General features: G+C 67.2%; 13 protein-coding genes. 5 read left to right on the forward strand and 8 right to left on the reverse strand.

All coding sequences use genetic code 11. The features are described 5' to 3' along the window. Positions 1 to 15: 15 nt before the first annotated feature. Positions 16 to 1,080 carry an amidohydrolase family protein gene (locus tag U8D42_RS08865; protein WP_085238927.1) on the reverse strand — a complete coding sequence of 355 codons (1,065 nt, stop codon included), beginning with the start codon at positions 1,078 to 1,080 and terminating at the stop codon, positions 16 to 18. Between the two features lie 154 nt (positions 1,081 to 1,234). On the opposite strand from U8D42_RS08865, the gene U8D42_RS08870 reads away from it, so the two are divergent. Continuing rightward, positions 1,235 to 2,431, forward strand: coding sequence for an MFS transporter (locus tag U8D42_RS08870; protein WP_348636965.1), 1,197 nt, complete (start codon positions 1,235 to 1,237; stop codon positions 2,429 to 2,431). A 9-nt stretch (positions 2,432 to 2,440) separates the two neighbouring features. Here the strand turns inward: U8D42_RS08870 and U8D42_RS08875 are convergent, their stop codons facing one another. Then, positions 2,441 to 3,715 (reverse strand): competence/damage-inducible protein A, encoded by a 1,275-nt coding sequence (locus tag U8D42_RS08875; protein ID WP_322861488.1) that lies wholly within the window; start codon positions 3,713 to 3,715, stop codon positions 2,441 to 2,443. A gap of 47 nt (positions 3,716 to 3,762) precedes the next feature. Next, positions 3,763 to 4,068, reverse strand: coding sequence for an MTH1187 family thiamine-binding protein (locus tag U8D42_RS08880; protein ID WP_085238929.1), 306 nt, complete (start codon positions 4,066 to 4,068; stop codon positions 3,763 to 3,765). A gap of 51 nt (positions 4,069 to 4,119) precedes the next feature. Here U8D42_RS08880 and dtd point away from each other — a divergent pair, with 51 nt between their 5' ends. Continuing rightward, positions 4,120 to 4,551, forward strand: a complete 432-nt coding sequence (gene dtd / locus U8D42_RS08885) for a D-aminoacyl-tRNA deacylase (RefSeq protein ID WP_085238930.1) — start codon at positions 4,120 to 4,122, stop codon at positions 4,549 to 4,551. A 64-nt stretch (positions 4,552 to 4,615) separates the two neighbouring features. Next, a complete protein-coding gene (locus tag U8D42_RS08890) occupies positions 4,616 to 5,527 on the forward strand; it encodes a class I SAM-dependent methyltransferase (RefSeq protein ID WP_322861489.1) in 912 nt (303 codons plus the stop codon). Between the two features lie 6 nt (positions 5,528 to 5,533). Here U8D42_RS08890 and U8D42_RS08895 read toward each other — a convergent pair whose 3' ends face one another. The 4 genes from U8D42_RS08895 to U8D42_RS08910 all read right to left on the reverse strand — a co-directional run bounded on the left by U8D42_RS08895 (position 5,534) and on the right by U8D42_RS08910 (position 10,205). Further along, positions 5,534 to 6,559 (reverse strand): alcohol dehydrogenase catalytic domain-containing protein, encoded by a 1,026-nt coding sequence (locus U8D42_RS08895; protein WP_322861490.1) that lies wholly within the window; start codon positions 6,557 to 6,559, stop codon positions 5,534 to 5,536. A gap of 10 nt (positions 6,560 to 6,569) precedes the next feature. Continuing rightward, positions 6,570 to 8,501 carry a flavin-containing monooxygenase gene (locus tag U8D42_RS08900; RefSeq protein WP_322861491.1) on the reverse strand — a complete coding sequence of 644 codons (1,932 nt, stop codon included), beginning with the start codon at positions 8,499 to 8,501 and terminating at the stop codon, positions 6,570 to 6,572. A 109-nt stretch (positions 8,502 to 8,610) separates the two neighbouring features. Beyond that, a complete protein-coding gene (locus U8D42_RS08905; RefSeq protein ID WP_348636943.1) occupies positions 8,611 to 9,999 on the reverse strand; it encodes an HNH endonuclease signature motif containing protein in 1,389 nt (462 codons plus the stop codon). Then, positions 9,996 to 10,205, reverse strand: coding sequence for a hypothetical protein (locus U8D42_RS08910; RefSeq protein WP_322861387.1), 210 nt, complete (start codon positions 10,203 to 10,205; stop codon positions 9,996 to 9,998). Before U8D42_RS08910 ends, U8D42_RS08905 begins: the two co-directional genes overlap by 4 nt. A gap of 175 nt (positions 10,206 to 10,380) precedes the next feature. Between U8D42_RS08910 and U8D42_RS08915 the strand changes: the two genes are divergently transcribed. Beyond that, a complete protein-coding gene (locus tag U8D42_RS08915; protein WP_322861388.1) occupies positions 10,381 to 10,845 on the forward strand; it encodes a hypothetical protein in 465 nt (154 codons plus the stop codon). Between the two features lie 116 nt (positions 10,846 to 10,961). Further along, positions 10,962 to 12,092 (forward strand): nitronate monooxygenase, encoded by a 1,131-nt coding sequence (locus U8D42_RS08920; protein WP_085243650.1) that lies wholly within the window; start codon positions 10,962 to 10,964, stop codon positions 12,090 to 12,092. Positions 12,093 to 12,098: 6 nt separating this feature from the next. On the opposite strand, the gene U8D42_RS08925 is transcribed toward U8D42_RS08920, so the two are convergent. Further along, a complete protein-coding gene (locus U8D42_RS08925; RefSeq protein ID WP_322861389.1) occupies positions 12,099 to 12,329 on the reverse strand; it encodes a hypothetical protein in 231 nt (76 codons plus the stop codon). Between the last annotated feature and the right edge of the window lie 29 nt (positions 12,330 to 12,358).

The raw sequence follows: 12,358 nt of genomic DNA on the forward strand, positions 1-12,358 counted from the left end.
CGAAGGGCGTCGCGTTCAGTTCAAGTTGTAGAAGCGCTGAGCGTTGAGCCCGCCGATCTTTTCGCGCGCCTCTTCGCTGATGTCGGAGCGGGTCCGCAGATGCTTGGTGCTTTCCGGCCATTCCCCGTCCCAGTGCGGGTAGTCGCTGGCGAACATGATGAAGTCGGCGCCGAGCACGTCGATCACCCCGGGCAGGATCGGCTCCTCCGGCTCGCAGGTCACCCAGATGTTGCCCGCGGCCAGGTACTCGTGCGGGTCGCGGCGCCATCCGCGTTCGATCCAGTCGCCGCGCTTCTCGTAGTGCTCGTGCAGGCGATCCATGAAGAAGGGCACCCAACCCGCGCCCGCCTCGAGGAAGGCGACCCGCAACCGCGGGTGGCGCTCGAAGACGCCGCCGGAGACCAGCGCCGTCATCGCCGTCATCTGGTCGAACGGGAAACTGATGCAGTGCACCTGGATGTAATTGGTGAAGCGGTCCACGCCGATCTTGGGCAGGTGGATGCCCGGCGCGCCGTGAATCCCCAGCGGCATCTCCAGTTCGACCGCCGCGGCATAGAACGGATCGAGATCGGGGTGGTCGAGGTTGCGGGTCTTGAGCGCCGGCGGAACCAAAGTCGCCACCAGTCCAAGGTCTTTCGCTTCCGTCATGACGTCGATAGCCGCCTGGCCGTGCTCGATCGGGGTCACGGCGACACCCCGTAGCCGGCCGCCCGACGGGGCGCAGTAGTCCGCGATCCACTGGTTGTAGAGCCGGGCGAACCCCGCCGCGAACTCGGGGTCCTCCAGCGTGGGCGCGCACAGGCCCAGACTCGGATACAACACCATGGTGTCGATGTGGTCGCGGTCGGCGTCGCCCAGCACGCCTTCGGTGGAGCGGCAGTTGATGTCCGGCGCCTTGCTGATGCCGTGCTGGGGCGGACACCCGGCGCCCGGGCCGTGATCCTCCGGGTAGCTGCGACCCTCGAACGTCAACCGGCTGCCGTCGGCCGCCGGCTTGACGTATTGCGGCCAGCGCTTGATCGCCTCGGCCGCCAGCGAGGGGTTCTCGGCAACATGTCCGTCGGCGTCGATGATGCGCATGTATCCGCAACTTACTCTCGCGGACCGCAACTCGAAACGGCTCGCTTTACCGTCCCCGGTACGCCACGATGCTGACGTGACCACACAAAGTCCGCAACCGAAGTTGACCGCCGATCAGCGAAACTCGTTCATCGCGGCCCTATTGGGCTGGACCATGGACGCCTTCGACTACTTCATCGTGGTGCTCGTCTACGCCGACATCGCAAAGACCTTCCACCACAGCAAGGCCGAGGTCGCGTTCGTCACCACCGCCACCCTGATCATGCGTCCCGTCGGCGCGCTGTTGTTCGGGCTGTGGGCCGACCGCGTCGGTCGGCGGCTGCCGCTGATGGTGGACGTGATGTTCTACTCGGTGGTGGGCTTCCTGTGCGCGTTCGCCCCCAACTTCACCGTGCTGGTGATTCTGCGGCTGCTGTACGGCATCGGCATGGGCGGCGAGTGGGGGCTGGGCGCCGCGCTGGCCATGGAGAAGGTTCCCGTCGAGCGGCGCGGCTTTTTCTCCGGCCTGCTGCAGGAGGGGTACGCGTTCGGCTATCTGCTGGCGAGCGTCGCGTCGCTGGTGGTGATGAACTGGCTCGGGCTGTCCTGGCGGTGGCTGTTCGCGCTGAGCATCATTCCGGCGCTGGTCAGCCTGATCATCCGTTACCGGGTGGAGGAATCCGAGGTGTGGGAGGCCGCGCAGGACCAGATGAAGCTCACCAGCACCAGGATCCGCGACGTGCTGCGTGACGCCAAGATCATCCGCCGGTTCGTCTACCTGGTGCTGTTGATGACCGCCTTCAACTGGATGAGCCACGGCACCCAGGACGTCTACCCGACATTCCTGACAGCCACCACCAACCACGGCGCCGGATTGTCCAGCGCGACGGTCAAGTGGATCGTGATCGTCTACAACATCGGCGCCATCATCGGCGGCCTGTTCTTCGGCACGCAGTCGCAGCGGTTCAGCCGCCGCCACACCATCATCTTCTGCGCACTGCTGGCGCTGCCGATCGTGCCGCTGTTCGCCTACTCGCGCACGGCGGCCATGCTGTGTCTGGGCTCGTTTTTGATGCAGCTGTTCGTGCAGGGCGCGTGGGGGGTCATCCCGGCCCACCTGACCGAGATGTCACCGGATGCCATCCGCGGCCTCTACCCGGGCGTGACCTACCAACTGGGAAACCTGCTGGCCGCGTTCAACTTGCCCATTCAGGAGCGCCTGGCCGAGTCGCACGGCTATCCCTTCGCGCTGGCGGCGACGATCGTGCCGGTGCTGATCGTCGTCGCGTTGCTGACCCTGATCGGCAAGGACGCGACGGGAATTCGCTTCGGCACCGCGCAAACCGCTTTCCTGGCAACCGATCCGATGTGAGTTGGCACCCTACTCGGGGCTGCTGAGGGCGCGGCGCAGCAGGTGCATCGCCACCGTCGTGGAGCGCTCCCGGATGTCGGAGCGGTTCCCGGGCAGCCGCAACGTGCGCGTGTCCTTGAAGCCGTCCGCCAGCGCCACCGTGAAACAGACTGTGCCGACCGGCTTTTCGGGAGTGCCCCCGCCCGGGCCGGCGATTCCGGTGATCGCGACGGCGGTGTCGGCGCCGAACCGGCTTAACGCGCCGGCCGCCATCGCCTCGGCCACCGGCTCGGACACCGCGCCGTGCGCCGAGATCAGCGCCGGGTCGACGCCGAGCAGCTCGGCTTTCGCGTCGTTGGCGTAAGCCACCACCCCGCCGGCCACGTAGTCCGACGATCCCGGCCGGTCGGTCAGCCGCGCGGCCAGCAGACCGGCGGTGCAGGATTCGGCCGTTGCGATCCGCCGGCCGGCCAGCGCCCGGGCGACCAGATCGTCCACCGTCGAACCGTCTTCGGAGAAGAGCTGCTGTGCGTGCCGGTCGCGCACCAGCTGCATCAGCTTTGCGTAGCCGGCCGCGGCTTCCGGTTCGTAGCGCGTGACCATCTCGATTTCGCCGCGCCGCAGGCAGGTGGTGATCTCGAGCGATTCGAAGCCGGGGACCGACGCCTCGGCGTCGCGCAGCGTCTCGGCCAGACCGGACTCGGGCAGCCCGAACATGCGCACGGTGTCCTGGCGATAAAGCGTCCGGCCGGCGATCGCCTGCTGCGCCGCGGGTGTCTCGATGGCCCGGCGCCACATCGGCTGCAGCTCGCGCGGTGGCCCCGGCAGGACGATCACGGTCGGCTTGCCGGGGACGACCACGCCGGGCGCGGTGCCGACCGGGTCGAGCACCTGCGCCCCGGCGGGAATCATCGCCTGCTTGCGATTGGCGGCGCGCACCGCTTCGAAGTCGGCGCCCTCGAAGCGGGCCATCAGCTTCCTCAGGATGTCCGCGATCTTGTTCTCGGTCTCGTCGTCCAACACCAGCTCGCGGCCGCAGAACCGTGCCACCACCTCCACGGTCATGTCGTCGGCCGTGGGCCCCAGACCGCCGCTGGTGACGATCAGGTCCATGCCCTGCTCCGCCAGGAAGCGGAGCTGAGCCTCGATGTCGGCCGGGCGGTCGCCGCAGATGGTGATGTGCGCGAGCTCGACGCCGAGCTCCAGCAGGCGGTCGGCGATCCACGGGCCGTTCGCGTCTTGGACTCGCCCGGTGAGGACTTCGGTTCCGGTGACGACGATGCCTGCGCGTGCGCTCACCGCCATGAGCCTACTGGCAGCGCCGGAAGGCGGAGCCGACCCACCGCGACGGGCTAACCGTTGTCCAGGTAGCGCTCGACGGAGGCGACCTTCTGGGTCATCGCGTCGCTGACCCCGGACCGCCAGTCCACCTTGATCACCGTGCTGACGCGGGGCGCGCGGGCGGCCACCACCTCGACCGCGCGCTGCACCACGCCCATCACTTCGTCCCAGGTTTCGCCCTCGATCACGGTGAACATCGAATCCGTCTCGTTGGGCAGGCCGGAATCGCGAACCACCCGAACCGCTTCGGCGACGATCTCGCCAACTCCCTCGCCGACACCCATCGGTGTCACGGAGAACGCGACGAGCACAGACACCCGACGAGCCTACCTAACCTCTCCGGCGCCGGGCTGGCAGCATCAAGGCCCATGCGGGTCTTGGTGCAGCGGGTCGCGTCGGCGACGGTGTCGGTCGACGGCGAAGTGGTGGGCGCCATCCGGCCGGACGGTCAGGGCCTGCTGGCCTTCGTCGGCGTCACCCACACCGACGACCCCGACAAGGCGCGCCGCCTCGCTGAAAAGCTTTGGTATCTGCGCATTCTCGCCGATGAGCGGTCGGCCGCCGACGTCAACGCACCGATCCTGGTCGTCAGTCAGTTCACCCTGTACGCCGACACCGCCAAGGGCCGACGGCCGTCGTGGAACGCGGCCGCCCCGGGCGCGGTCGCCGAACCGCTGGTAGACGCGTTCGCCGAGGAGTTGCGGCGGCTGGGCGCCGAGGTCCAGACCGGGTTGTTCGGCGCGAACATGCAGGTCGAATTGGTCAATGACGGGCCGGTTACAGTGTTTCTGGAGCTTTGACACAGGAACCGCGGGTACGTTGACGACGCCGGTTTTCGTTGGTCGATTGACGGGAGGCCCGACCATGAGCGCGACGCCCGAATTCGGCTCGCTGCGTTCGGACGACGACCACTGGGACATCGTCAGCAGCGTGGGTTACACCGCGTTGCTGGTGGCCGGATGGCGGGCGCTGCACGCGCTGAGCCCGCAGTCGCTGGTGCGGGACGACTACGCCAAGGTTTTCATCGAGGCCTCGCGCGACCCGTATCTGGCGGGCCTGCTGGCCAACCCGGGCACGTCCGAAGACGAGTTGGCCTTCCCTCGGCTCTACGGGGTGCAGACCCGGTTCTTCGACGACTTCTTCATCGCGGCCGGCGCCGCGGGCATCCGCCAAGCGGTGATCGTTGCCGCCGGCCTGGACTCCCGCGCATATCGGCTTGAATGGGTGCAGGGCACAAAGGTTTTCGAGATCGACCTGCCGAAGGTGCTGGAATTCAAGGCGCACGTGCTCGCGCAGCACGGCGCCAAACCAAAGGCCCCCAGGGTCGAAGTCGCCGCCGATCTGCGCACCGACTGGTCCAGGGCGCTGGAGGCCGCCGGATTCGACGTGGAACGCCCCAGCGCCTGGTCGGTGGAGGGAGTGTTGCCCTACCTGACTGACGAGGCGCAGAACACCCTGTTCACCCGGATCAGCGGGCTCAGTGCGCCCGGCAGCCGGATCGCGATCGGGGCGCTGGGGTCCCGCCTGGATCACGACCAGCTCGAGGCCCTCGAGACGGCGCATCCCGGCGTCAACATGTCCGGCGATGTCGACTTCTCCGCCCTGACCTACGAGCCGCGGACCGACCCCGCCGAACGGCTGGCCGCGCACGGATGGACGGTTGAACCCGTCCGCAACACGCTCGAGCTGCAGGCCGGCTACGGGATGACCCCGCCGGACGTCGACGTCAAGATCGACAGCGTCATGCGGTCCCAATACATCACGGCGACCCGGTAACGGGCGTCAGGGCGTCAGCAGGATTTTCACGTCGTCGCCCGTGCGGGACGCCGCGGTGGCGTAGCCCTTGGACGCTTCCTCCAACGGCAGCGTGGTGGTGAAGATGCCGTCGACGTCGAGGCGCCCGGACTGCAGTAGTGGGATCAATTCCGGCCAGGTGCGCTGCACCGGCGCCGTCGTCATCCGCAGCGTGATGCTGCGGATCAGGCACCCCAGGGCGTTGAGCGGGAACGGGTTCATGTCGTGCACGCCGACGACCGAGACGGTGCCGCCGGGCCGTACCGCGTTGAGCGCGTCGGTCAGGGACGCGTCGGTGGCGACGGCGTCGATCACGGCGTCCGCACCGCGACCGCCGGTCGCGGCGAGGATGGCCTCGACCGCCGGCGCCTGCAGGGGTGTCGCTCCCCACCGGGCGGCGCGGTCCAACCGCCCCTGGACCTGATCGACAGCAAAAACCGTTGCTGCGCCTTGAAACAGCGCGCTGCGCAGGGAGCACAGGCCGACAGCGCCCAAGCCGATGACGGCCACGGTGCCGCCGAATGGAATGTCGGCGCGTTGGGCGGCCGCCCAGCCGGTGGCGAGGTTGTCGGTGAGCAGCAACGCCTGTTCGGCGCTGATGCCTTCCGGCATTTTGAGCAGCTGGAAGTCGGCCGCCGGCACGGCCAGCAGGTCGGCCTGCGCACCGCCGAGCACACCGCCGCCGAAGATCTGGAAGCCGTTGTGGCACATGACCGGATCGCGGGTGGCGCAGCCGGCGCAGGCGCCGCACCCGGTCACCGACGACACCATGACCGGGTCGCCCACCTTGACGGTGTGCACGTCGTGGCCGACATCCACGACGGTGCCGATCGCTTCGTGGCCCAGCGCGATCGGCTCTGGCATCGGGAAATCCGCTTCGTAGAAGTGCAAATCCGATCCGCAGATGCCGGCGGCGGTGACCTCGACGATCGCCGCGTCCGGGCCGGGAAGGGTGGGGTCGGGCCGGGTGTCGACCCGAATGCTGTGGGGCCCGTCGACGACTACCGTACGCATGGTGAGGCGCTCACTTCCTTTGTCGCACGACGAATTGTGACCAGTCGGGCTCGCGCACCGCGGCCCAGTACTCGTTGAGGCGCCACGGACTGACGGTGTGGATCTCACCGTTGGCGTTCTTGAAGTAGGAGTGTTTGACGGCGGGGTGCGCCCACACCATCTTCTTGATCTGGGTCTGGGTGCGCTCATGCCAGTCGGCGGCGGCCTCGGGCTTGGGTTCCAGCGAATGCACGTCCGCCTCGGCCAGCCGCGCCAGGCACTGGTCGATGTAGCGCATCTGTAGTTCGGACTGAAAGATCAGGCTGCCGCCGTGCGCCAGGTGGGTCCCCGGTCCGTAGATGATGAACAGGTTGGGGAACTTCGGAACGGTGATGCCGAGGTAGGCGTACGGTCGGCTCCCCCACAACTCGTGCAGGTCGACCCCGTCGCGGCCGGTGATCTTCAGCGGCCACAGCACGTCGGTGTGCCGGAAACCGGTGGCGTACACGATGACGTCGGCGTCATGCGTCGCACCGTCCTCAGTGACGATGCCGCGGGGGGTGATCCGCCGGATCGGTGTGCGCACCAGCTCGACGTTGTCTCGTTGCAGCGTCTGCAGCCAGCTGCCGTTGTCCTGCAGGGTCCGCTTGCCGCAGGCCGGATAGTCGGGCATCACCTTGCTCAGCAGTTCGTGGCCTTCACCGACCTGGCTGGTGATCCACTGCGAGAACATCATCTGGGCGGCGGCGTTGATGTCGCTGACGGCGTGCTCTTGGTCGGCATAGTCCGGGTCGCTCTCCGCGGCGTCCAGGCCCTTGTCGGAGCCGGGCCAGAGCACCAGGAACCGGTACCACCGCCCGTAGAACGGCAGGTGCCGCATGGCCCAGCGCATGCCGTCGCCGACCTCGTCGTGATACATCGGGTTGGGGAACATCCACTGTGCGGTCCGCTGAAACACGGTGAGCTGTCCGACGATTGGGGCGATGGTGGGGGCGATCTGGAATCCGCTGGCGCCGGCGCCGACGAGCGCGACCCGTTTGCCGCTCAGATCGACGGAGTGGTCCCAGGCGGCGGAATGGAAGGCGGGGCCGGCGAACGTCTCGGCCCCGTCGAAGTGGGGAATGTTGGGCCGGTTGAGTTGACCGACCGCGGTGATCAGGGCCCGGGCGCGCACCGTGCTGGTCTGTCCATCGGCGCCGCGCAGCCGGACGCTCCAGGTGGCGTCCCCGTCGATCCACTCGGCGGTCAGCACTTCCGTGTTCCACAGCACGTGCTCGGCGAGGTCGTGCTTGCTCATCACCCGGGTGAAATAGCCCTGCAACTCGTGCTGCTCGGCGAAGAAATGCGTCCAGTCGTTGTTGGGTTCGAAGCTGTAGCAATAGAAATGGTTTGCCACGTCGACGCGGGCACCGGGATAGCTGTTCTCCCACCAAGTTCCGCCGGGGCCGGCGTTCTTCTCCACGATGGTGAAGGGAATGTTGGCCTGGCGGAGCCGGATTCCGGCCAGGATGCCCGATTCACCGCAGCCGACGACGAGCACCGGGATTTCGGTCGCTGTCTCAACCGGCAGGGCCGGTGGGCGGCGCGGGTCGACGCCGTCGAGGTCGATCTCCTCCAGGACCAGGGGCAGGTAGTCGTCGCTCACGTGCTCGCAGGCCGCCCAGTCCATCATCTCGCGGATGAGGTCGAGGCTGAGCGGCTTTGGCTCGGGGCAGCCGCGGTCCCGGTAGTCGGCGATCACCGGCAGGGCCGCCGCGCGGGCGCGCGCCTTGTCCTCCTCCGACATGAACCCTTGAATCTCGTTGAGGAAGACGCCCATCTGCTTGAACTCGCGGATGAACCGCGGGTCACCGGTGATGTGCACGAGCGACAGCAGCAGCGTCGGGATGCTGACGTCCGCGAGCGCCGCTTCGATCTCCGCCGTGGACGTGGTGAAGGGAACGCCGGCATAAACGCTGCGCATCAAGCGAATCCTTCCGGTGGATGAGTGCTGCAATTACGCTACGTGCCGTGTCGTAATTGGCAGCACTACGCTACCCGCTGGCCAGGGAACGGATCAATAGGCCGGACCGCTACGGCGCGTCGTCGTCATCCCCGTCTGACATCAACTTTTCGGGGTGGTGGAAGGTGTTGGTGCGTGGTTGCCCGCGGTCCAGGTGCGGCGGTGGGATCCATTCGGTGTCGCCGTTGGCGCGTTTTCGGGTGGTCCAGCCGTCGTCGAGGAGTCGGTGGTGGGGTCCGCAGGCCAGGGTGAGTTGGTCGATGTCGGTGCGGTAGGTGCTGGCCCAGTCCTCGACGTGGTGCACCTCGCAGTAATAGCCGGCCACATCACAACCCGGATGCGAACAACCGCGGTCCTTGGCGTACAACACGATTCGCTGACCCGGTGAGGCCAGCCGCTTGCCGTGATACAGCGCCACCGCCTTGCCCTTGTCGAAGACGGCCTGGGGGTACCTCCCGCTTGCGGGGGCATAGTGGCGGGCGTGGCGGGCCAGGCGGATCACGTCGGACATCGGTAGCACGGTGCCCCCACCGGTGAGCGCCTTGCCGGTGGCGGATTCGAGGTCTTTGAGCGTGGTGGTGACGACGATGGTCGCCGGCATCCCGTTGTGCTGACCCAACTCGCCCGAAGCCAGCACCGCCCGCAGTGCGGCGTTGAGGCCGTCGTGGTTGCGCTGGGCCGGGCTGCGGGTGTCGCGCTGGATCGCGTCCTCGCCAGGGGCGCCGTCGACGACCGGGGTCTGGTCGTCGGGGTTGCACATGCCGGGTGCGGCCAGCTTGGCCAACACCGCCTCCCACGTGGCCCGCGCCTCGGGGGTGAGCCAGCCGCTCAACCGCGACATGCCGTCGGCCTGCTGATGGCCCAGCACCAGGCCGCGAGCCCGCGCCCGGTCGGCATCGGTGTAGGTGCCGTCGGGATTGAGGCAGTCCATCAGGTGGCGGGCGAGCTTGACGAGTTCATCCGGGCGATAGTGGGTGGCCTCGCACGCCAGGTGTTTCTCGGCGTGCTCACGCGTGTCGAGGTCGACGCAGTCCGGCAGCTGGCGGAAAAACCTCCGGATCACCGCCACCTGCTCGGCCCCGATGGCCCCGTCGCGCTGGGCCGCCGCGGTTGCGGGCAGCACCGGCGCCAACGGCTCACCAGAAAGCGCCCGGCGCGGCCCCAGCTCGGCGGCCTCAGCGATGCGGCGGCTGGCCTCACTGCGGGTGATGTGCAGCCGATCGGCCAATGCCCACGACAGCTTCCCACCCAACTCGGTTGAATCAGCCTGCTCCCCAACCTGATTGATCAGCTGATGACTGGGTGTCTGCAGCCGGCGCGTCTCACACTCCAGGATCTCCAACAACGCCAACCGTTCCGGATTCGTCAACGCCGCATATGAATGCCCCTGAAAGCGGGACACCGCGGCACGCAACACCGCGACATCGTGCTGGATCTCCTCACGGTCCGTCACAGTCATGCGCGCCGCTCACCTGGCCACCCAAACGGACTGGACAACTCGTAGATGAGCGCATCGAGCTGGCCCATCAGAAACGCGTATCTGTCGAGGGCCGCGATGAGCTCGGAGCCCGTCAACGAGCCTGTGGACGCGAAGAACAGATATTGCGCCAGCTCGACGCGATCAAGCACGGCGGCGAACCGATCGTAAGCATCTATCGAACTCATGTTCGAATGCTACGACAGCCCACCGACAAAAGCGGTCCGGTCCGAGACCACTGAAACGAAAGTGGCGCAAGTGATTTCAGGGCGAGGCGCGCTATCCCCGACGCCCTTGCGCCGCTGCGAAACAATGGGTCCACACCGAGCAGTGCTCCCGGTGCGCCGGAGATGGAGGAGCGTCATGGCCTCATTGCTCACAGCCTGCGGCGGGTTCCTGCTCGCCGTCTTGTGGATGGATTTGATATTCGACGTTCAGGTTCTCCGGTTCCGTTCTGCCTCAGGGGATCTGCCCGAGGGCGTGCTCGCTTCCATCGCGGCTTACTACCATCGCGCCACGACCACGTCGCGCCCGATGGGCCGGTTGATCGCCGTCGTCATGGTGACCTTGTTGGGGGCGTTGACCTACGAGTCCGCACGCGGGCTGGAACCGTGGTGGGTCCTGTTGTCGTCGGCCGTGCTCGCTGGGGCGCCGATCATGCTCGCTTTGACGCAGACGGTTCCGGACGCGGTGCGACTGGGTGGCCGTACCGATGATCCGCCCGAGCAGACTCGCCTGGCGCGGTCGGTCTGCCGGGACCATCTCGTGTGCGCCGGGTGCATGTTCACGTTCCTGGCCCTGTGGGTCGCTTACAGCGCGGCGGCCTGAGCGTTCGACGCGACGGGTCGTAGTGACAAAATGCAGGTCAGGACCCGCTGGCCACGTCAATGAGGTTCGTACTAAACTAGAACACGTTTCAATTCGGCCGCGTCCCAGGAGTAGGCATGCACACCGCCATCTGCGATGAGCTTGGTATCGAGTTTCCGATCTTCGCGTTCACCCACTGTCGTGATGTTGTGGTCGCGGTGAGCAAGGCCGGGGGGTTCGGCGTGCTCGGCGCGGTCGGCTTCACCCCTGAGCAGCTCGAGATCGAGCTCAACTGGATCGACGAGAACATCGGCGACCACCCCTATGGCGTCGACATCGTCATCCCCAACAAATACGAGGGCATGGACTCGCATCTGTCCGCCGAGGAGCTGGCCGACACGCTGCGCAAGATGGTCCCCCAGGAGCACCTGGACTTCGGCAAGAAGATCCTCGCCGACCACGGCGTGCCGATCGAGGACAGCGACGGCGACAGCCTGCAGCTGCTCGGTTGGACTGAGGCGACGGCCACGCCCCAGGTCGAGGTGGCGCTCAAGCACCCCAAGGTGAAGATGATCGCCAACGCGCTCGGGACTCCGCCGGCCGACATGATCAAGCACATCCACGACGCCGGGCTCAAGGTGGCCGCACTGTGCGGCTCGCCTTCCCAGGCACGCAAGCACGCCGACGCGGGTGTCGACATCATCATCGCCCAGGGCGGCGAGGCCGGCGGCCACTGCGGCGAGGTGGGCTCGATTGTGTTGTGGCCGCAGGTCGTCAAGGAGGTCGCCCCGGTGCCGGTGCTGGCGGCCGGCGGAATCGGCAGCGGCCAGCAGATCGCGGCCGCGCTGGCCCTGGGCGCCCAAGGGGCGTGGACGGGATCGCAGTGGCTGATGGTCGAGGAATCCTCGAACACGCCGGTTCAGCAACAGGCGTACGTCAAGGCGGGTAGCCGCGACACCGTCCGCAGCCGGTCGTTCACCGGCAAGCCGGCCCGGATGTTGCGCAACGACTGGACCGAGGCGTGGGAGCAGCCGGACAACCCCAAGCCGCTCGGCATGCCGCTGCAGTACATGGTCTCGGGCATGGCGGTGCGGGCGACCAACCGGTACCCGAACGAGAGTGTCGACGTCGCGTTCAACCCGGTCGGTCAGGTCGTCGGCCAGTTCACCAAGGTGGAGAAGACGGCGACGGTCATCGAGCGCTGGGTGCAGGAGTACCTGGAGGCGACGAACAGGCTCGACGAGCTCAACGAGGCCGCCTCCGTCTGAGGACTCCTATACGTCGTCGTCGTCGTCGACCTCGTCGCGGCCGGTGAACATCTCCTTCGTCCTGTCGACCGCGTACGTGCCGATGTCGATCGAGTTCTGAACGATCCCGCTGGCACCGCCGGCGATGTCGCCGCGGATGATGTCGCTGGCATGCTCGACGATGTCGGAGGCCTTCTCGACCGCGTTGGTCGCGATGTCCCTGGCCGCGTCGACCGCATCTTTCGGATTGAAGCCCATCTCGAGTCTCCTCTTGTCGCAGGACCAGT

This window comes from Mycobacterium europaeum (assembly GCF_034555895.2).
Lineage (GTDB): Bacteria > Actinomycetota > Actinomycetes > Mycobacteriales > Mycobacteriaceae > Mycobacterium > Mycobacterium europaeum.